The sequence below is a fragment of the Methylomonas sp. LL1 genome (genome assembly GCF_015711015.1).
Classification (GTDB): domain Bacteria; phylum Pseudomonadota; class Gammaproteobacteria; order Methylococcales; family Methylomonadaceae; genus Methylomonas.
The window spans coordinates 1,856,031-1,876,533 of the sequence record NZ_CP064653.1 but is presented as its reverse complement, the minus strand read 5'-3'; the positions used below and the strand labels follow the sequence as shown (position 1 = coordinate 1,876,533).

Genomic DNA, 20,503 nt, shown 5'->3' with positions numbered 1-20,503 from the left:
CCGTGGACAGGCAAACCGTCCTCCGGCAGTTGGGCTTGCGGGAATATCAAAGCGTCTGGCGCGACATGCAACAATTCACCGCCGAGCGTTCGGCGGACACGGCCGATGAAATTTGGATTACCGAGCATCCGCCGGTTTTTACCCTGGGCCTAAACGGCAAGCACGAACACATGTTGCGGACAAGCGCTATTCCGCTGGTCGAAACCGACCGGGGCGGGCAGGTGACTTATCATGGCCCCGGCCAGTTGGTGGTGTACCTGTTGGCGGATTTGCGCCGCTTATCCATGGGGCCGCGTCAAGCGGTAACCTTGTTGGAGAGCGCGATGATAGCCGCCTTGCGTCAATTCGGTGTCGCCGCCGTGGCTCGATCCGACGCGCCCGGCGTCTATGTCGACGGCAAAAAGATTGGCGCGCTGGGGCTTAGAATCAAGCGCGGTTGCAGTTATCATGGATTGAGCTTGAACAATGACATGGATTTATCGCCGTTTCGTAACATCAACCCTTGTGGCCATGCCGGCTTGGAAGTAACCCAGTTGGCCGATTTCGGCGTCAAGATACGGACTCACGAACTGGCGGTGCCGGTTGTTCATCACATCATCAAGGCCATCGAATCATGAAACTCAATGCGCCATCGCGCACCACTCCCGAAACCCATCAACGCAACGCCGACAAACTGTCACGGATTCCGATCAAGGTCGAGAAGCCGGAAACGGTGTTGCGCAAACCCGATTGGATCAGGATCAAACTGCAGGTCGGCGACAAGGTTAATCAAATCAAGCAATCGCTGCGAGAAAACCGATTGCATACGGTTTGCGAGGAAGCCGCCTGTCCGAATTTGGGGGAATGTTTCAGTCACGGCACCGCCACTTTCATGATCATGGGCGATTTATGCACCCGCCGTTGCCCTTTCTGCGATGTGGCTCACGGCAAGCCACAGTCCTTGGATGCCGAGGAACCGCGCAATCTGGCCAGTACCATTGCGGCGATGGCTTTGAAATATGTGGTGGTAACCTCGGTCAATCGCGACGATTTGCGCGACGGCGGGGCAGGGCACTTTGCCGCTTGTATCGCCGCGATTCGGCTACAGTCCCCGAGTACCATCATCGAGATTCTGACGCCGGATTTTCGCGGCCGCATGGATACGGCGTTGGCGCTTTTGCAACAGCAGCCCTGCGATGTGTTTAACCATAACCTGGAAACCGTACCCAGGTTGTATTCGGAAGCACGGCCGGGGGCGGATTATCAAACTTCGTTGCAATTATTACAGCGCCACAAACAGCTATTGCCGGATGTACCGACCAAATCCGGCTTGATGCTGGGCATAGGTGAAACCGAAGAAGAAGTGGTACGGGTATTGAAAGATTTGCTGGCGCACGGCTGCAGCATGTTGACCCTGGGACAATACCTACAACCGAGTAAAGATCATCTGGCAGTCAAGGCATATATTCACCCGGATCAATTCAAACGTTATGCCGAGATTGCTCGAGAGCTGGGTTTTCAACAAGTCGCCAGCGCGCCGTTGGTGCGCTCGTCCTACCATGCCGATTTACAGGCAGCCGGGATTATTTAGTTATCGCTTTTATTCTAACTGATTGAATCAAAGCGCTTATTCTGTTGTTTTCAATTAAGTGCGACAATTTGTCGCGGTTTTACTGGACGTGGCCATCATTATCGAATAGAATGCCCCTACCTTGAATAAGGTAGAGACGAATCGCAAGAATCGACTCTTTCAAAATGAGGAGAGGAAGGAAAGCGGCCGCTAACCCGGCAAAACAATAAGAATAATCGCAAGTTATTAATCCGCCATTTTTAATGGTAGGCGTCCACATCAATAATAAAAACAGGACGAAGCCCACTTTATGTGGGCTTTTTTATGCCTTGCGGATTGTTGGTCAATTGACGATAGCGATCTCGATCCGGCGTGCCACATAATCGCTGCTGGCGTAAGCGCCGAATTGGCTCAGGGCATTGATCCGGAAAACGGTAGGGTTTTGGTCGGCTTCCGAGAAACTCTGGCTGGTGCAGTTCAAACTCACGCTAAAACCTTCAAGACCGGAAAAACTCATGGCGGTTTGCGCGTTGACATCGGCGCAATTGCCGCCATTGTTGATGCGGGCCATGGCCCACTCGATACCGGCGCGCGCGGCTTGATAGGCTCTGGCGCCCAGCAGGGCCTGATTGAATGTGGCAAGCTGTACGCCGCTCATCCGCACCATGTACCCCCCCAACAAACCCAAAACCACCAGAATGAAAATCGCCATGACGATGGAAAAGCCTTGTTGTTTTTTCATGGGGCGTTGTCCACATGTACTTGATGAATCAATCGAATCGATTCGCCGGCGCTATCGGTTAGGGTGATTTGCAAGGTTACCAAGCCGGAACGGTTGGCCGTGGCCGACGCGTAGGCAAACGAACAGGCGCCGACATGATTGACTTGTAATTGTCCGGCCGCGCCGGCGGGTGGATTGGCCTGCGCGGCGCTGATGGCGTAGCCGGAATAGCGCAACAATTGCTTATTGGGCAAATCGCAACGGTAGCTGATGGGCGTATCGACGATGAAGAAGCGCTGCCGAGGCGATTGCAACGGAAATTTTTTGGCCGCGGCTAAATTGATCAGTGTGGTGGTCGAGGTGTCTTTCAAGCTGGCTCGATTGTCGCCGGCATAGGCGTCGGCCAGACTTTCGCCTAAGTTATAGATCACCAGTTCGCCGGTCGGCGCGCTACTCAAGCCGCCGATGACGTCAAAACTGCCATCGGCGGCGGTAAAATCCAATAAATCGCCACTGCCGTCGGCGGAAAGTTTGGCCCGATAGCGCCCGCCATTGCTGGTATGCAGCAGTTCCAGCGCCGTGCCGCCGCCACTGACGCGGATGCTGTTGGGCAAGGCCCGGCGGATGTCGCGCTGCATCAAGCGCAAGGCCGATTCGGCGTTGTCGACCAGCGTGGTACGGCGCTGCTGGTCGAAATAACTGTTGACCGGCAGCGTGATAATGTTGGTGGTCATGGTCGCCAGTATACCGATGACGACGATCACGGTAATCAGCTCGATCAGCGTAAAACCTTGTTGGCGCTTAAACATCAATAATCGGCCCTGTAACCCACCAGAGTCAAACCGCTGACGCCGGGGCCGGACACGCTGACGCTGATTTGTTTGGCATTGACGCCACCCTCCTGGGCAATAGGCGCGGAGACCGACACCGAAATCGTGTATTGCGAGAGTCCGGCGATGGCCGTGCCGTTTTGGTCATGCACGCCATTGTCGAGCAGATTGTTGTAGTCGTCGATATCGTCGAAATCGGCCCGGCCGCTGCTGGCACCGCCGCTGTAATGCTGCAGCAGAATTTCCTCCAGATAGGATTCGGCGATGGCGACGGCCTGATGTTGTACCACCGGGTCGGCGCTGTGGCTGACCGTCAGATTCATCACCGACAATATGCCGACCAGAGCCACGCTGATGATTACCATGCTTAAAATCAGCTCGACCAGGGTGACCCCAGCTTGTCGGTTAAGGCGTGCTGTCATAGACGAAGCCGGTGTTTTGCACCACCGTGATTTGCCGGCCGCCGACCGTGATCGTCGCTCCGGTCGAAGCGCTGCCGTTGGCAAGGAAATATAACGTGGCATCGCTGACCGCTACGCCGGATTGATTGCCTTGATAGCTGGCTTCGCCGGAACCGGGTCGAATAACCTCGAGGGTAAAGTCTGTGGCACTGGTCGACTCGCATAAACTGCGATTGCTGGCGCCGGGCCGTTTCAGTTGGTATTGATTGGCGGCGATGCTGAGTTGAACATTGCAGCCGGTGGCTACCGCCAGTTTTTGGGCGTAGCGCATCGCATTGAGGGTGTCGTCGAAAAAGCCGCGTTGTTGGAAGATGGATAGGTCAAAAAACCTGGGCATCGCAGTGGCCGATAGAATGCCTAGCATCACGATGATCATGACTAATTCAATCAGGGTGAAACCGGTCTGACAGGCTTGCTTGGCGGAACGCGTCACGGCGGTGGTTGAATCAGGGCTTAGCTCAGTCAACGGCAAATGGTTTGGACTAGGTACATTTGTTGCCATAAATCGCCTTAGTAGTCCGGCGATACGCCGTGTCTCGAGGGGTAGGCTCGGACCTATGCCTCGAGACAATTGCGGTTTGCTTTTAGCGTTAGCAGCCGGAAGAAGTCACGGCGGAAATGGTTGGTACGGCACCGGCACTAGCGGGCGGTGTGTAAGTAAAATTGCAGCTGCCAATGGCGGTAGAACCACCATCCTTGGTGCCGCTTATGGTGCTGACACCGCTGGCAACGGCCACATGGTAATCGCTTGAAGAAATCCCCGCTGCCTCATCGATTGTTGCCGCATTAGGATAGCCGTACTTTAAGGTAATAGCGGTGCTGCCTTCCAGGGTGACGGATTCACTGTCGTCGCCGGTGGTGGTTTTGCTTTCGGCGAGAGCCTTTGCATGAACAATAGCCGCGGCTGATTTAACCGCACCCTGGGCACCTTGCAACGTGGCTTTCCTGGCATCTTTTCCAAGATCGGCAAACTTCGGCAAGGCTACCGCCGCCAAAATCCCAAGTACCACGATTACCATGACCAATTCGATCAATGTAAAACCTTGCTGTTTATGTAATCTCACTTTGTTACCTTATATTTATTTTGTTTTGAACAAGAAGAAAGCCGAATCAGGATGAAGCCCGATAAGTGTAGACTATACTGCAATTGCGGCCAATTTTGGCTCAAAAGTCAATTTGCATGCCATACTTTTCCACTTTCAGGTATTTCTCCAGACAGTCTACATGAGTATACGAAAATTCATTTTTTGCGATATTTGCAATCCGCAAGGATTAAGGTCCATCGAGTTCCGGCGCGCGCCCCGGACTCAGGAGCGAAACGGCCGGCGCATCAGTGATGGCAGGGCCTGGTTCGAAGGGGAGCCGGGCATGGCGGTCAAATCCGGCTGGATATGCACCAGCGATGGGCGGCATATTTGTCCGGCCTGTCATGCTTCTAACCTCACCTAAGTTCTTGTGGCGCTTAACTCGATGTCTCGGAGCGGAGGCTACCTCTTCAGCTTTGTTCGCTACGCGTTCGACCAGGGGTGAAGAATGATTGACCGGATGGCGAATGTTCGCGTGCCCCCCTCCTGGTTTTTTCTGCTATCGATTTTTGCCGTTTGGCTGGCGGCTATCGGTACTGTCCACGCGACGAATTACGTTTTTCCCAACAAAATGCCTTCCGGTTGTAGCGGCAGTAACGGCGTATACAGTTGTGGAAGCCTGTCCCTCGGATATGGGGACAAAATCACCCTTAGCTCCCCCAAGATTGCCAGCATTACCATTAACGGCGATCTGTACACAAATACCAGTCGGATCAATGTCGGGGGGGCTGCGGCCGATTTGACTTTGATTGTCACCGGCCAGTTGCGGGCCGATTATGAGGCTAACATCCAGGCCAATATCAGCGCCGGCTCGATCAGCGATTCCAGCGGCAAGGTCACCTTCGGCGGTTCGTTGGCCGTCACCAGCGGCAATATCTCGCTGAACTTCGAGTCTACCGTGGCGGGTGATATTTCCAGTACCAGCGGCGGCATCAGCATAGGACAGAACAATGAGGTGGGCGGCAATATCAGCAGCGATAGCGGCGCGGTCAGTATCGGCTACTCGGCGCGGATAAGCGGCGATGTCGCCACGTCCGGCGCTATTAGCACCGCGCAGGACTCCAGGATAGCGGGAAAAATAACCGGCTCTACGGGTAACGTTTCGGTGGGTTATGGCGCAAGAGTGTCGGGTTCTATTACCACCAGTTCGGGTAACATTTCTTTCGCGCAGGATAGCGTGGCCGAGGGCTGCGTAAAGTCGACTAGTTCCGCCGAAATTAAGCTGGGCTATGAGGCCAAGATTAACAGTGTTTGTTGTGGTTCGAGTTGCGCTACATCCTGTGTGGTCAAAATAAACCCCAAAGATCCGATGCCGCCGCAATGTACGCCAACACCGTCCACGGCGCTCGGTTATTTTCCTGTCCCTGTTTCGCCGTTAAACGAGAATATTATCACTTGGAGTAATGGCAGCGTTTATTCGGGTAAGTTCAACGGTACTCAGACCTTGGGTGGCGTTCCCTTTGAGTTACAGACCGATGTGGATGGCGACAATGTTTTCTGGGGCACTAATCTAAATCTGTCGAACTTTAGCGGTTCATCCAGTCTGACGCTGACGTTGCCTACCAATTTATACGGCGCTACTACCGTTTACACCCTGATCAATTCCGCCTGGGGTAAATCCGGCAGCAATGTCGGTTCGATTACCTTTAATGCCAGCAACGGTGATACTCATACCGTGCATTTGGTGGAAGGCGTGAATGTGCGCGATCACTATAGCGGGAGCTTTGCCAACACACTCAGTTCCAGCGCGGTCACGCTCAATGTTATCGGTAGTAATACGCCCAACACTGCACATCTGGACATGCAGGCTTTTAGCTTGCCGAGTTCTTTTCAGACTGAAATCTTGACCAGCATTGTCTTTACGTCCACCGGCAGTTCTTCGACTGGTTTGCCGTTTCTGGCCGGTGTCACCGTGCGGGCGGAGCGGCTTGGTAGCTCGGCGACGGTGATGCCTAGCTCGTTCAATTGCGTGGAATCCGCCGCCAACGCCCTCAGCGGTCATCTTTACACCAAGTTGTCGGGGACGCCGTTTGCCTTTGACGTCGTGGCGCTCAAGGACAGCAATAATGACCATGTTGCCGATGCCGTTGAAACGACCTACGCAGCCGATGCCAATCGCAGCGTCACGCTAGAGCTGGTGGACGGTTCCAGCGCTGCGTCATGTTCTTCGCTACCGGCGATTAGCCCTGCGGTCAGCCAAACCCTGACCTTTAACCAAGCGGCGCAAACCAGCGAACTCGGTAGAAAAAGTTCGGCCGGTATGACGCTGTCCAAAGCTTATCCGAATCTACGCTGCCGGGTGACCGATGCCAGCCAAACATCACCTGTTATTGGCTGTTCCACCGATAACTTTGCCGTGCGGCCAACCGATTTTAGCGTTAGTTCCAGCGCTGACGGCAGCTCGACGCTCAAGGCCGGTGCCGGTTTTTCGTTGACCGCCGCCAGCGGTGCGGTCGGCTACAACGGCACACCGAAATTGGATGCCGGCAAGGTCGCTGCCCACAGCGGCGCCGTTGCGATTGGCACTTTGGTCGGTACTTTCGGCGCAGCGGATTCGGCGACAGGGATCGCTACCGGGAGCTTGTTCACCTACTCCGAAGTAGGGCAATTCAATTTGTCGGCGCAAGGCGTTTACGACGACACGTTTACCGCCGTCGATTCGGCGGCCGGTGATTGCAGCAGCGATTTTTCCAACACTTCGGTTTCCGGCAAATTCGGTTGTAAATTCGGCAATAGTGCGACGAGCGCCAACTTCGGCCGCTTCATACCGGACCATTTCGATCTGGTGTTGAATACGCCGGTGTTCGCGCCGGCCTGTAACACATTTACTTATGTCGGTCAGCCGATCCAGTTTGTGACTAAGCCGGTTGCCAGCGTTAGCGCAAAAAATACGGCAGGGGCGGTCACCCGGAATTACACGGGCAGCTATTGGAAAATCAATCCGACCGATGCCACATACGGAATTACGCCAAGTTACGGCGAAGCCGCTCAGCCTTTGACGGTATTAAACAGCAGCGCGCCCTCGGTTACGGATAACGGCAATGGCAGCGGTAGTCTGAGTTTTGCCGACACCTCAAGCAATATTTTGGCGGTTACCCGAACCAATCCCGTCGCCCCCTTTAATGCCGAAATAGCCTTGAGTTTTAATTTACTGGATACCGATGCGGTGGCGGTTGCCAATGTTAATGGCGTCGCGGCCGCTAATCCCGTGCATTTCGGGACGGCCAGCGTAGGCAATGGCTTGGCGTTTAGCGGCGCAAATAAGAACATGCGTTGGGGGCGATTGGTGATGCGAAATGGCTATGGTTCCGAGCTGCTACCGTTGTCAATACCATTGTTCGCCGAGTATTTCAACGGCAGCGGTTTCGTCGCTAATACGGCGGATAATTGCACGAGTTTAAGCTTGAGCAGCCAGTTGGTGCTGACGAATCCCGATACCGCCGCCGGTGTGGCGCAAGCCGGAAATGCCGTGATGACGATTGCTCCGTCGGGCTCGATACAGGCGGTTTTGGCAAATTCGACCTTAGTCGCCGGCGATGCCGGTTTGAGTTTCAGCGCGCCCGGCGCCGGAAATACCGGTTATATCGACATCAGCGGCAACTTTGCCGGCTTACCGTGGTTGCGGTTCGATTGGGATCATGACGGCGTACACGATAATTCGGCCGCCGCCAGGGCTACATTCGGGATTTATAAAGGCAACAACCAGCAAATATACTTTCGGGAAGTATATTAGACCTCATGCATGGCGCTAGCGCATCTGAAGCATTGAGGGTTAAGCTTGGATTTTGCAAAACCACTGGCTCGGGTTGGTGTCGCCTTGGGTTGGCATTGAATCTTATCTAAACCAAACTGTCTGTTGGAATAGAAAACTAACAGAACGGTTGTTTTCCAAGGCGGCAAGATGTTTAAAACAGATAGACTCTATTCAGCCATCAATCCGGTTACGGGCCATTTCGGCTGGTATTTCCAATCCCGCGAAGGGGATTCAGGCCCTTATCACACCAGGGCGGAGGCGGACAATATGCTGAAGGAATATATAGAGGAATGTATTGAGACCGGCAATACCGGCGGCCGGGAGTCTGAAGGGCCGAGGATTCTTGGCAAGTTTGAGCTGAATAAGCGCAAGCCCAACTTTTGCTACCGAGGTAAAATACGTTGGCATGATTGACGCAATCTTAGCGGTGCACGTTGGTCGACAAATCCCACATCGGTAGAAAGATGCCCAGCGCCAGCACCAGTACCATGATGCCGATGATGATGATCAGAAACGGCTCTATCGCGCTGGACAAGTTTTTTAATTCCACATCCACTTCGCCTTCGTAAAAGTCCGCCACTTCCCGCAGCATTTCGGCGATGTTACCGGATTCCTCGCCGACCAGAATCATCTGAATCACCAACGGCGGAAACAGACCAATACTCTTGGCCATCCGGCTGATACTGTCGCCTTTTTCGATCCCTATCCGCATTTTATGCAGTTGGGAACCGATATATTCGTTGCCGACGGCCCTGGCCACCACTGCGATGCCTTGCACCAGCGGCACGCCGGCACTCAGCGTCATTGCAAATGAGCGCGAGAAGCGTTCCATCGTGGCGCGTTCGATGATGCTGCCAACCACCGGAATTTTCAACTGCAGTTTGTGCCATTGCCTGAGTCCGTCCGGGCTTTCCAGATATTTGGCAACGACCAACAGCAACGCGACCAGACCGGCCAGCGTGTGCGGCCAGTAGTGCAGGAAGAAGTCCGAAACGCCCATTAACAATTGGGTTTGCCAGGGCAATTGCGCTCCCATCTTGTCGAATACGCCCTTAAAGGCCGGAATCACATAGATATTGACGATGACCAGGGCAATGCTAATGGCGATGATCACCATGGTCGGATAGCGCAGGGCGGATTTGATTCGGGTCTGGGTTTCCTTTTCGCGTTCCAGATAATGGCTGATTTGCAAAAACGCCTGCTCCAGACCGCCGGTGGTCTCGCCGACATTGACGATGCTGATCAATAATAACGGGAAAATGTCGCCATGTTGCGACATGGCTTGCGACAGGGATAGGCCGGATTCCAGTTGCCGGCTGATATTGAGCAAGGCTTTTTTCAGGGCCAGGTTACGCGACGATTCGGACAGGCTATTGATCGCCCGGCTCAAGGGTACGCCGGACTTGGTCAGACTATACATCTGGCGGCTGAACAGCATCAAATCGCTGACGTTGAGCTGCCGTAGCGCCCGCCAGCTGGAAAATTGTTCCAATAAATCAGTTTGATTTGGCGCGGCTTCGATCCCGATCGGAATCAGGCCTCGGTTGTTCAGAATTTGCGCGGCATGCTGGATGCTTTGGGCTTCCAGGTTGCCGGCGAGCAGTTTACCGGTGTTGTTGCGGGCTTGGTAACTGAAATGCGGCATCCTAGACTTCCGAAATACGGATGACTTCATGCAGCGTGGTCAACCCTTGCTTGACCAAATCCAGAGCCTGTTCGGTGAAGGATTTAAAACCGGGAGTGCTTCGGGCAGCGCTCACGAAATCGGCGGAGTTCATCCGCCGCAAGGCATCCAGGGTTTCATGGCGCATTTCCAGCAGTTCGTAAACTCCGATTCGGCCCCGGTAGCCCATGTGGTTACAGTATTGGCAGCCGCTGCCTTTCTTGAAGACAAAATCGGATGCCGGCAGATTAAAGGTTTGTTCCAGCCAGATACGTTGATCTTCCTTGATCTCGACCGCTTGGGCACAGCGGTCGCAGATTTTACGCACCAGGCGCTGAGCGACGATGACTTTAAGAGAACTGGCCAGAATGTAACCTTCAATCCCCATGTCCAGCAGGCGGGTAGCGGTCTCCACCGCACCGTTGGTGTGCAGGGTGGAAAAGACCAAATGGCCGGTGATCGAGGCCCGCACGGCAATATCGGCGGTTTCCCGGTCGCGGATTTCGCCCACCAAAATCACATCCGGGTCTTGCCGTAGTGCCGAGCGCAACACGTTGGCAAAACTGAGGCCGATTTTTTCGTTGATTTGCGACTGATTGACGCGCGGCAGATTGGCTTCCACCGGGTCCTCGGCGGTAATAATCTTGGTTTGCGGATAATTGACCGCCGACAGCGCGGCGTACAGGGTAGTGGTTTTACCGCTACCGGTAGGGCCGGTGACCAGAATCAAGCCGTGCGGGTTACGAATGTGTTTTTTGAAGCGGTCCAACAACTCGGGCGGCATGCCGAGTTGCTCCAGGTCGAGCAGACCCTTGGATTGGTCGAGTATCCGCATCACCACCGATTCGCCGTTCTGAATCGGCAGGGTGGATAGACGCACGTCCAGGACTTTGTTTTTGATCCTGATTGAAAAGCGGCCGTCTTGCGGCAGGCGTTTTTCGGAAATATTCAGTCCACTCATCAATTTCAAGCGCACCACCAGGGCCGGGGCAATGTTGATGTTATCCAGCACCTGTTCGTTTAATACGCCATCGATACGCTGGCGTATGCGCAAGACCCGCTCGTCCGGCTCGATATGAATGTCGGAGGCGTTGGTTTGCACCGCGTCTTCGAATATCGATTGCAGCAGTTTTACCACCGGCGCCTCGTTGACTTCGGCGTTGGACAGCAAACTGTTGATGTCGAAATTGTGCTCGGATAATTCGTCGCTGAGTTGCTCGGCCAGGTTGCTGATTTCCTCGGTGCGCCGATAGGCCTGATCGATCGCGGTCAGCAGGTCGGTTTCCCGCACCACGGCCTGGCGGATGCGTTTTTTTAAAACCCGGCTGATTTCGTCCAGGCTCATCAAATCGGTCGGATCAGCCATCGCCAGCAGTACGTCGTTGGCGGTGCTTTCCAACAGCATGACTCGAAAACGGCGGGCCAGATTTTCCGGTAGTTCCTTGCAGACTTCCGGTTTGCGTTTGTATTGGGCGATGTCCAGAAACGGGATTTGCAACTGGCGGGATAGAAAGTTGAGTAAATCGGTTTCACCGATGTAGTTCAGGTCGATCAGGGTGCGGCCCAATTTACGGCCGGTTTTTTTCTGTTCGGCCAGCGCCAGCATCAATTGTTCATGGCTGATGATGCGGTGTTGGACCAAGAGGTCGCCGATGCGGATTTTTTTTTGCGGTTCCATGGTGGTCAACGTGTCAGAGTGCCGAGTCGTTGGTTAATATAGTCGACAACCTGCCTGTTCAGGCTGTTTTTAGCCAAAGCTTGCCGGTAAGCCGAAATGGCGCTTTGGCCGTGGTGCAGATTTTCCGAGGCGATGCCCAGTCCCAGCCAATGCTCGGCCTTGTTCGGCTGGAGTTGTGTCAGTCTTTGATACAAGTCGGCCGATTTTTGATAGTGCTGCTGTTGCTGGTAAGCGGCCGCCAGTAGCGATAAATAGGTTTGGTCGTTGATTTGGTTGGCGTCGAGCTGTTCCAGCATCGCCAGCGCGGCGGCAAACTGTTTGCGCTGGATTTGCAGATGGGCGCGGGCGGTGATGAAGGCCAAATGGCTGGGAAACAAGTCCAGACTTTCTTGCGCGAATGCATCCAGTTCGGCCGCTTCGTTTAATTTAATCAAGGTTTGCAACATCAAATTTCGGGCGGGCAGATGCCGTGGATCGAGAGTTAGCAAGTCTTTTAGGGTTTCCTTACGCATCAGCAGCGAGGCGCTGTCTTGGGCCTGGCGGAACAGGCTTGCCGTATCGGTTTCGGCGGCTGATGAGGCTGATTGTTTGGGGTTTGCCACCGGCGTTGGCATCGGTTTCGGTTTGGCCGGTGCGGCGGCCTTTTCCGATACCGATGCAATTGGAATTGCGGCGGCGGGAGAGGGTTCCGAGCCGTCAGCCTCTGCTGGCGCTATAGGTATTTTGGCTTCGGTTGCAACGGCGGCAATTTGGGGTTTTGGCGCGGGAGGCTGAGTGTCGATGGGCTGGTGTTTGGCCGGCACGGGCGAGGCTATTATGGGTTGTTGGGTAGCGACAGCCTGGCCTGGGGAGGCGGTTCGGTCTTGATAAACAATATAGGTGAAGGTCAGCGCGGCCAAGGCCAGCCAAACCCATTTAGACCGGCTACCGGTTGGTTGTTGCGGAAGTTGTATGCTTAACGGTTGACTGGATGGACCGGCTGCAGGTTTACGTTGCTCCAGATCGCGCAACATCTGGTTGATTAAGCTCATAACGGCAATGACGATGACGAAAAGTAAGCAAAAATTCCGCAACCGAGCAGCATCAGCCATGGAAAAACCGGCCTGAAACCCAGCAAGCGCCAGCGAACACGGGTGGCGTCGGTGTCCTGGGCCGCCAATTGCACTTGCTGCCAACCGATTTTGCCAAGCCCCTTGCCGTAGGCCGCCAGCATGGCTTTGTGAGTCAGGATGTTAAGCAGGCGCGGAATGCCGCGACTATAAAAACACAGCGCGGCGACACTGGCGGCGGGTAGTAAATCGACGTGGGTATTGCCGGCGATTTGCAAACGATGTTGCAGGTAGGCCCGCGCTTGCGCATAGTTAAGCGGCTTCAGGATATAGCTGAAAGTAATGCGTTGGCGTAATTGCCGAATCGATTTTTTCAGCAGCAGCTGATCCAGTTCGGCCTGACCGAACAGCACGATTTGCAGCAGTTTTTGTTTCTCGGTTTCCAGATTGGTTAACAGACGCAGTGCTTCCAGAGTTTCCAGCGGCATGGCCTGGGCTTCGTCGATGATCAGCACGATCCTATGCTGCAGAGTAGCGGCAGACAGCAGATAATCGTTGATTTGGCCCAGCAGTTGGTTTTGCTCGGTATTGAGGCTGTATTTTAGTTCCAGTTCGTCGGCGATGGCCTGATACAACGCAGCTGGCGCTAGATGTGGGTTGGCAATGTAGGCCGTGACGAAGGGCGGCGGTAAGTCGTTCAGCAATTTACGGCACAGCAGGGTCTTACCGGCACCGACCGGACCCGTGATCTTGATGAAGCCTTCGCCGCTTTGCAGGGCTATCAATAACACGTTCAGTGCTTCTCGATGCGTGGGCAGATCGCAAAAGAATTCAGTATCCGGTGTCAGATTGAAAGGCAGCTGATTTAGGCCGAAATGTTGCAGGTACATGATAGTTGGGCTATTTCGGTCGAATGAATTCGACCCTACAGGAGTTGATCGCTTGTAGGTGCGAATATATTCGCATCCGAATTGCCGAAATTGTCATTTCCACAGCTGCTTTTTCTCTAATTGTTCCATCCGTTGCCGGCCCTCTTCAATCGGAGCCTTCCAATCCTCGCTGCCGGCGATGATGGTTGGTTTCAACAGAATTACCAATTCCGATTTACTGCCGGTGCCTTTGTTTTCGCGGAACGCCGTGCCCAAATAGGGAATGCGCGATAACAGCGAAACCCCTTGCTGATTTTCATCGCGGGTTTCCTGCATCAAACCGCCGATGACGATGATTTGACCGTTTTCGGCATGCACGATGCTATCGGATTCGCGCACGGTATTCAGCGCCATCGGAATGCTGTTTTCCTCGCCGTTAATTGAAAAGTCCTTGGTCTGATTCTCGACCCGGGTAATGGACGGGTGGATGTGCAGCGTGATCTTGTTGTCGTCGGCGATCTGCGGCGTCACATCCAGCGCGATGCCGGAGAAAAAAGGGGTCCAAGTGATGTCTTGAGTAAAGGTGGTGGTGGCGGCCGAGGAATTATTATTGGACGAGACATCGGTGATGAAATATTCGTCCTGCCCGACCTTGATCACGGCTTTTTGATTGTTCAGCGTGGAGATGCGCGGGCTGGATAAAATATTGGTTTTGCCCTGGGATTCCATTAGTTCGATAAAGGCGTAAAAATCGCCGGCATGCAGGCCGATGGTGAATACATCGGCGGTTTGGGCCACGATGGACGGCAATGGGTTAGTGGCCGTCAAAAATGCCTGGCTACCCTCGCGCACAATGCTGGCCCAATTGACCCCATCCTGATGCTGGTCGTCGAGGATGATTTCCAGGATTTTGGCCTCGATCACTACCTGGCGGCCGATTTGGCCTTGAGTGCTTGCGATCAGTTTTTCCACTTCGCGCATTTGGCTGGGATTGGCGCGCACCACCACGATACCGGTTTGTTTGTTGATCACAACTTTGCTGCCGGTCTGTGGATTACTCAATTCATCGCTGTTGGCCGCCATCGGACTGACATCGACCACCGCCGACAACGATTGCTGCAGTTCGTCCCAAAAATCAGTCTTGGACGAGGTGGTAATCCAACTGCCGGAAGTGGAGGTGCTGGCGCGGTTGCTGCCGTTGCTGTCGGTATTATTGAGGCTTTGATCTTGCCCGGATCGGTTTGAAATTCTGCCGCCGGTGCTGATTTGTCCGGAAGATACGCGGGTGTTGGAGCTGCCTTCGCGCAGTAAATCGATGTGATCGATCTTGAATATTTTGGTTTGCAACGTAGCCGGGTAGATGATGTAGCCGATGTCGGTTTTGTTGTAATCGTAGCCGTAAACTTTTTGTACCGCGCTCAATACCTGCGGGATGCTGACGTTTTTCAGCTCCAGCGAAATACGGCCCGTGACATCGGGATGGACCACCATGTTTTCCTGGCTGTCGACCACCAGGCTCATGAAAAACTCGCGGGCTTCGACTTCGTGGACCGAAATGTTGAAAGTAGAGGGTCCACTAGGCAGGGGTTCACTCAACAACCCAGGGTTGAAGCCGGGTATCAGCGCCTCGGTGACTGCGGCGGGGGGCGTGGAATCAATTGCGGCGGATGAAACAGGAGCAGCCGGTGGGAAGGTTTTGCCTACCAAAGGCGAGCCGGGCGGCAACGTTTCGCAGGCCGCGAGTAAAAAAATCAGGGCGGCGCTGAGTGAGCAAAAAAAATGGGGGATTGGTTTCATGTCAGCGGTCTTTTACGGAGGGTACCAGATAAAGTTTTTTAGTGATGCCGTGTTGTCTAACCAGTACATGGCCGGGATGTATTCTCACTAGGCGGGTGTCGTCGTCCAGTTTCTCGCCGGCCTTGAGTGAGACGCCATTGATGATGGCGCGCCGGGAGCTGTCTGAAATCAGGATGGCGCTCAGGACCAATTCGGCTTCGCTGTTTGCGGGCGTGACCGATTGAGCCGGGCCGGCCGGTAGATTGCCGGGTTGGGTTGGGTCGCGGTATTGGGCCAGGCTGGTAAAGCTTATCAGCTGGGTGGCAACGAAGAGCGGAATAAACTTACGCACCCAGCCAGTCCTGTTCGAAACTTAGGGTATAAACCTGGATGCGGGTTTCGGCCCGTGGATAGGCGTCGACTTGATAGTCGATGCTGTCCCAATGAATACGCCACGGTAAGGTTTCCAGGGCTTTTAGATAGTCTAGGGTGCTAAAAAAATCGCCTTGCAGGGTCAATTTCAGGGCGTGCCGGTATACCCAGGCCGGCTGATTGTCTTGGCCGGCGAAGGGGGCGGCAGGCAAGGTTTCCAGCTTCACCAGTTTTAGGTGGCCTTGTTGTTTCAGGATGTCGCGCAAGGCATTGGCCATTAGTTCCGGCGGCACGAATTTTTTGTCGCCGGTACCGAGTTGCCGTTTCAGGTTTTCAACCGATTGCCGGATTTGCGTCAGTTGCTGTTGCTGGTTTTTTTGGGAAATTCCAGACAAATCGGCTTGTTGCACCAGTTGCTGTTGGGTCAACAGCTCGGTTTGCAAAGCCAGAATTTCGGAATGTAGGCGCTGTTGTTCTTGTTGCATGGCCTGATTGATCAAGCTGTCCCAGCCGGCCCATAGCAAGGCGATGGCGGCGGCGCTCGTCATCAGTTTCTCGCGCTGACTCAGCGTGTTATAGCGGAATTGCAATTGCTCAAGGCTGCTTTGCATTGGTTGCCTCCGCGACGGGGTTGAGATTCGAACTGACGGTAAAATCGATTTGTTCCTCTGCCTTTTCCGACTGCCGCATGCCGAGGCGGGCAAAATGGCGGCCCTTGAATGCGCTGGTGGTTTGCAAGCGTTGCAGCAAATACGGAATCTGCTCGGGTTTAAAACTGCTGCCCTGTAGTTCGATGTCATTGCCAACGGCGTCGATAGTGATCCTGTTTAGCCAGACGCTAGGATCGGATTGGCCGGCCAAGGCCGCCAAGTAACGGGAAAAGCCCTGGGTTTGGTCAGTCTGTTTGTCGGCCAGTAATTCCACGACTTGGGCCAAACTTTGATACAAGGCTTGAGACTGTTGCAACTCTTGATTGAACAAGGCATCGTTTTGCGGGTTGGGGGCTTGCAGGCTTGAGACTTGGGCAGTGAGGCGTTGCAATTGTTGCTGAAGTTGTAGGCTTTGGGTTTCCAGACTGTTTAGTCGATAGCCGTTGTAACCGCTGACGCCGATCATCGCGATACAGCTCAAGGCGATCGATAGTAAGTAGGGGTTGAAACCGATTCGAGTGTGCCTACCCAGTTTCTCCGGTAAAAGATTGACCTGCTGGATCATCGCATGCCCTCGACATAAGGGCGCAAGCTGGTGCCTATCGCCGCCGCGCAGCTGTTTTGCAGCGCATCGGTCAGGATAACGTCGCCGTCGATAATGGCCGACAGATCCATGGCGCGGGCCGTGATGCCGTGATGTATCATCAGATTGTTGACGATGGCTTCGGTGCGGTTGGGCGCCAGAAGCAAGGCTACGCTGGAAATCGGTGGGATGGCGAAGTAATTTTCCACATAATCCAGGGATCGTTGGATTTCGAGCGCCAAATTATCGTGCTCGGTCGTCATCTGCAATTCGGCGCTCAAAGCGCTGTCGGCCAGTTGGTTATAGCCGATGTTGAATTTTCGGGAAAGATAAAGGGCTCCGGCTTGCTGGATGATGATATGTCCATTGTTGGGCTGCAGGTTCAGCACCGCAATACCCCGAGTATTTTCCGGGAGCAGGAAGGCCAGATTGCGCAAAGCCATCTCTTGGATTTCGACCACCGTAACCTTCAAACCGGCTTGATGACAGGTTTGCAGCAAGGGGGCAATGATGGCCTGATTGCAGCTAACCACCTCCAATAACGGTGTGCTGTTGGCGCGATTGGATTTGGGTAGCGGAAAGTAATCGATGATTGCTTGATCGGCCGGGTAATCCAGCATCTCGGCGATGCGCCAGCGTACCGCCTGTTTCATTTCCTGTTCATCGACTTGCGGGACTTCGGTATCGAAGACCCGATACTGTTCCTGGCTCAATAATATATGACAGCTATAGTTGCCAAGCCGGTAGGTTTCGGCCAGTGCTTGTAGTTTAGAAAGCCATTGCTGTTGAGGAGCTTCGATAACATCGCAAAACAACAGCCGGGGCCGATTGTTTGCATGATATTGGCTGATTGCAACTATAAAGCCGGTGCCAAGAAAACTGATAGCAACGACTCCCTGGGGCGTTGTGGAATGCTTATGAAATAGCTTTTGCAATAAACGCACGTGATTCGCAGATTGGCGACAAGGAAATTTTTGAAGTCTATACCAAAACCGGAAATTTTACAGGGAACTTTGTGACTCGACTTTGAGCAGCGCGGCAGGCTTCGCCGAGGTGGCGAGCCTGAAAACGACTAGACCGTGCGCATTTCAACGAGTTGCTCCGGTAAATGCGCTTCGACTCCGCTCTGCGGAGGTTAACGTAAAAGTCTAAACAGAAACCCGCGAGGAGAGGGGGCTTTTACGACAACCTCCGGCGAACGGCGGCATGGGCAGTTAGGCGGCCGCGAATCCGTCTATCTGTTCGCGCGGTATTTGAGCGCCTATCAGTTTTTCAACCAGTTTCAAGGCTTGGTATTCGTCTTGGGATACCAGGGAAACCGCTTGGCCGTTTTGGCCCGCGCGGCCGGTTCTGCCGATTCTATGGACATAATCGCTGGAAGAGCGCGGCAGCTCGAAATTTACCACATGCGGCAACAAGGCTATATCGATGCCTCGCGCCGCGACATCGGTCGCCACCAGCACTCGAATCTCGCCGGCCTTGAAACCGGCCAAGGCACTAGTTCTGGCGCCTTGGCTTTTATTGCCGTGTATCGCCGCCGCCTTGATCTCGGCGGTGTTGAGTTTTTCGGTGAGTTTATTGGCGCCATGCTTGGTGCTGGTAAATACCAGCACTTGTTGCCAGTTTTTGCTTTTAACCAGATGGGTCAACAAGGCTGTTTTGGCGGTCTTATTCACCGTGTAGACGATCTGGTCTATCGTGTCGGCGGTGGCATTTTCGACCGCGACTTCAACTTTTACCGGATTAACCAGCAGATCGCCGGTCAGTTTGCGGATGTCGGCGGAAAAGGTGGCGGAAAACAACAGGTTTTGCCGTTTCTTGGGTAACAGCGCCAGGATTTTGCGGATGTCTTTGATAAACCCCATGTCCAGCATGCGGTCTGCTTCGTCCAACACCAGCATTTCAACCTTATCTAGCTTGACGGCATTTTGGCTGACCAAATCCAATAAGCGTCCGGGTGTGGCGGTTAAAATATCGACGCCGCCGCGCAAGCGCATCATTTGCGGATTGATTTTCACGCCGCCGAAGACCACTTCGGATTTTAAACGTGGATTTTGGTGCGCGCCGTATTTCAGCACGGATTCGCCGACTTGGGCGGCGAGTTCGCGGGTCGGGGTCAGAATCAACGCGCGTACTGGGCGGTTGCGGTCATGGCTGGTTTGCGCCAGGCGCTGCAAAATCGGCAGGGTAAAGCCGGCGGTTTTGCCGGTGCCGGTTTGGGCAGCGGCCAATAAGTCGCGTCCGGTTAAAACGGCGGGTATGGCTTTAGCTTGAATAGGGGTGGGCGTAGTGTAGCCGGAATCGGCAATAGCTTTTAATAAAGCCTCGGATAAACCGAGATTGGAAAATGGCATTAAGGGTCTCGATGGGGGAATGGTGGAGCGGAGCTCGGATCATTCGTGTGATCGCGGCTTGCATCCGAGAGGTTAGGGATTAGTTTTACTGATCATGGATATTCAGATGCCAGTCTATCATGGTATCCGGTTATGACGTGATAAATTCCGCGAATACTTGGCCTTAAGATCTTAATTCGTTATTGGCGGGCGGCGGTTTAGGGTATGGCCGTGGACTGTGCGTAGCGCTGTCTTTCCTGGTTTTCTTCGCGGGCGGCGTCGATTTCTCGCATCACGCTACGCACGTCGGCGGGTTTTGAGCTGTCCTTGAAATGGCCGGTCAGCTTGGTTTCCGGGTGCAATTCGCCGCTTTGATACAACTTCCACATCTCGCGGCCGTAGTCGGTGCGCAACAACTCGGGGGCGAAACGGCCGAAATAGGCGGCCATGTTGGCGACGTCTCGCTCCAGCATCATTCGGGCATTGTTGTTGCCGGCGGCATCCACCGCTTGCGGCAGATCGATAATGACCGGGCCTTCGCAATCGACCAGCACGTTATACTCGGACAAATCGCCGTGAACCAGGCCATCGCACAGCATGCGGACGATTTGGCCAATCAGAAAGCCGTGATAGGCGCGGGCTTGTTCCGCTGTCATTTCCAGATCGTTGAGTCTGGGCGCCGGATTGCCGTCAGCATCGGTGATTAGCTCCATCAACAACACGCCGTCGATGAAATTGTAGGGTTTAGGCACTCTGATACCGGCATTGGCGAGGCGGTACAGGGCGGTCACTTCGGCGTTTTGCCAGGCTGATTCCTGTTCCTGGCGGCCGTAACGGCTGCCTTTCTCCATGGCGCGGGCGCGGCGGCTGTTGCGTACCTTGCGGCCTTCCTGATAGAGCACGTTTTGGCGAAAGCCGCGCTGATCGGCCTCCTTATAAACCTTGGCGCAACAGATTTCAGTTCCGCAACGTACTACATAGACAGCTGCTTCCTTGCCGCTTTTCAGCGAGCGTAGTACGTCGTCGACGAGGCCGCTGTCGATTAAGGGTTCAAGTCTTTTTGGCGTTTTCATGGACGATATTATGCCGCTTTCGCGTGGAAATTAACTGAAAATATAACGTACGGCAGG

20 protein-coding genes are annotated in these 20,503 nt (G+C 54.1%); 4 read left to right on the top strand and 16 right to left on the bottom strand.

The window, feature by feature from the left end; genetic code table 11:
- Positions 1 to 65 precede the first annotated feature (65 nt).
- Positions 66 to 617, top strand: a complete 552-nt coding sequence (gene lipB / locus IVG45_RS08755; protein WP_442923369.1) for a lipoyl(octanoyl) transferase LipB — start codon at positions 66 to 68, stop codon at positions 615 to 617.
- Entirely contained in the window at positions 614 to 1,570 is a 957-nt protein-coding gene (lipA, locus tag IVG45_RS08750) for a lipoyl synthase (RefSeq protein WP_196437443.1), read from the top strand. Before lipB ends, lipA begins: the two co-directional genes overlap by 4 nt.
- Positions 1,571 to 1,892: 322 nt before the next feature.
- Here the strand turns inward: lipA and IVG45_RS08745 are convergent, their stop codons facing one another.
- From IVG45_RS08745 to IVG45_RS22885, 5 genes are all read right to left on the bottom strand, one after another.
- Positions 1,893 to 2,291, bottom strand: coding sequence for a hypothetical protein (locus IVG45_RS08745; RefSeq protein ID WP_196437442.1), 399 nt, complete (start codon positions 2,289 to 2,291; stop codon positions 1,893 to 1,895).
- Positions 2,288 to 3,079, bottom strand: a complete 792-nt coding sequence (locus IVG45_RS08740) for a type IV pilin protein (RefSeq protein WP_196437441.1) — start codon at positions 3,077 to 3,079, stop codon at positions 2,288 to 2,290. The genes IVG45_RS08745 and IVG45_RS08740 overlap by 4 nt, the downstream gene beginning before the upstream one ends.
- Positions 3,079 to 3,522 (bottom strand): type IV pilus modification PilV family protein, encoded by a 444-nt coding sequence (locus tag IVG45_RS08735; protein ID WP_196437440.1) that lies wholly within the window; start codon positions 3,520 to 3,522, stop codon positions 3,079 to 3,081. Before IVG45_RS08735 ends, IVG45_RS08740 begins: the two co-directional genes overlap by 1 nt.
- Entirely contained in the window at positions 3,506 to 4,063 is a 558-nt protein-coding gene (locus IVG45_RS22635; RefSeq protein ID WP_230874879.1) for a hypothetical protein, read from the bottom strand. Before IVG45_RS22635 ends, IVG45_RS08735 begins: the two co-directional genes overlap by 17 nt.
- A gap of 88 nt (positions 4,064 to 4,151) precedes the next feature.
- Entirely contained in the window at positions 4,152 to 4,625 is a 474-nt protein-coding gene (locus IVG45_RS22885) for a type II secretion system protein (RefSeq protein ID WP_330165389.1), read from the bottom strand.
- 469 nt (positions 4,626 to 5,094) lie between these two features.
- Here IVG45_RS22885 and IVG45_RS08720 point away from each other — a divergent pair, with 469 nt between their 5' ends.
- Both IVG45_RS08720 and IVG45_RS08715 read left to right on the top strand, forming a co-directional pair.
- Positions 5,095 to 8,379, top strand: coding sequence for a DUF6701 domain-containing protein (locus IVG45_RS08720; protein ID WP_196437439.1), 3,285 nt, complete (start codon positions 5,095 to 5,097; stop codon positions 8,377 to 8,379).
- Positions 8,380 to 8,547: 168 nt separating this feature from the next.
- Entirely contained in the window at positions 8,548 to 8,814 is a 267-nt protein-coding gene (locus IVG45_RS08715) for a DUF6316 family protein (RefSeq protein ID WP_196437438.1), read from the top strand.
- A gap of 7 nt (positions 8,815 to 8,821) precedes the next feature.
- On the opposite strand, the gene IVG45_RS08710 is transcribed toward IVG45_RS08715, so the two are convergent.
- The 11 genes from IVG45_RS08710 to IVG45_RS08660 form a co-directional block, all read right to left on the bottom strand.
- A complete protein-coding gene (locus IVG45_RS08710; protein ID WP_196437437.1) occupies positions 8,822 to 10,045 on the bottom strand; it encodes a type II secretion system F family protein in 1,224 nt (407 codons plus the stop codon).
- A gap of 1 nt (position 10,046) precedes the next feature.
- A complete protein-coding gene (locus IVG45_RS08705) occupies positions 10,047 to 11,741 on the bottom strand; it encodes a GspE/PulE family protein (protein WP_196437436.1) in 1,695 nt (564 codons plus the stop codon).
- A 5-nt stretch (positions 11,742 to 11,746) separates the two neighbouring features.
- A complete protein-coding gene (locus IVG45_RS08700) occupies positions 11,747 to 12,772 on the bottom strand; it encodes a hypothetical protein (RefSeq protein WP_196437435.1) in 1,026 nt (341 codons plus the stop codon).
- Complete coding sequence (locus IVG45_RS08695; RefSeq protein ID WP_196437434.1) at positions 12,769 to 13,680, bottom strand: ExeA family protein; 912 nt, start codon at positions 13,678 to 13,680, stop codon at positions 12,769 to 12,771. Before IVG45_RS08695 ends, IVG45_RS08700 begins: the two co-directional genes overlap by 4 nt.
- 93 nt (positions 13,681 to 13,773) lie before the next feature.
- The gene (mshL, locus tag IVG45_RS08690) at positions 13,774 to 15,456 is read right to left on the bottom strand and encodes a pilus (MSHA type) biogenesis protein MshL (RefSeq protein ID WP_196437433.1); all 1,683 of its coding nucleotides are present in this window, start codon (positions 15,454 to 15,456) and stop codon (positions 13,774 to 13,776) included.
- 1 nt (position 15,457) lies between these two features.
- Complete coding sequence (locus IVG45_RS08685) at positions 15,458 to 15,787, bottom strand: hypothetical protein (RefSeq protein ID WP_196437432.1); 330 nt, start codon at positions 15,785 to 15,787, stop codon at positions 15,458 to 15,460.
- On the bottom strand, positions 15,780 to 16,418 hold the full coding sequence (locus tag IVG45_RS08680; RefSeq protein WP_196437431.1) for a hypothetical protein: 639 nt from the start codon (positions 16,416 to 16,418) through the stop codon (positions 15,780 to 15,782). Before IVG45_RS08680 ends, IVG45_RS08685 begins: the two co-directional genes overlap by 8 nt.
- Positions 16,402 to 17,022, bottom strand: coding sequence for a PilN domain-containing protein (locus tag IVG45_RS08675; RefSeq protein WP_196437430.1), 621 nt, complete (start codon positions 17,020 to 17,022; stop codon positions 16,402 to 16,404). The genes IVG45_RS08680 and IVG45_RS08675 overlap by 17 nt, the downstream gene beginning before the upstream one ends.
- Entirely contained in the window at positions 17,019 to 17,855 is an 837-nt protein-coding gene (gene pilM / locus IVG45_RS08670; protein WP_196437429.1) for a pilus assembly protein PilM, read from the bottom strand. The genes IVG45_RS08675 and pilM overlap by 4 nt, the downstream gene beginning before the upstream one ends.
- A 399-nt stretch (positions 17,856 to 18,254) precedes the next feature.
- Positions 18,255 to 19,394 carry a DEAD/DEAH box helicase gene (locus IVG45_RS08665; protein WP_196437428.1) on the bottom strand — a complete coding sequence of 380 codons (1,140 nt, stop codon included), beginning with the start codon at positions 19,392 to 19,394 and terminating at the stop codon, positions 18,255 to 18,257.
- A 197-nt stretch (positions 19,395 to 19,591) separates the two neighbouring features.
- Complete coding sequence (locus IVG45_RS08660) at positions 19,592 to 20,446, bottom strand: PA4780 family RIO1-like protein kinase (protein WP_196437427.1); 855 nt, start codon at positions 20,444 to 20,446, stop codon at positions 19,592 to 19,594.
- Positions 20,447 to 20,503 lie beyond the last annotated feature (57 nt).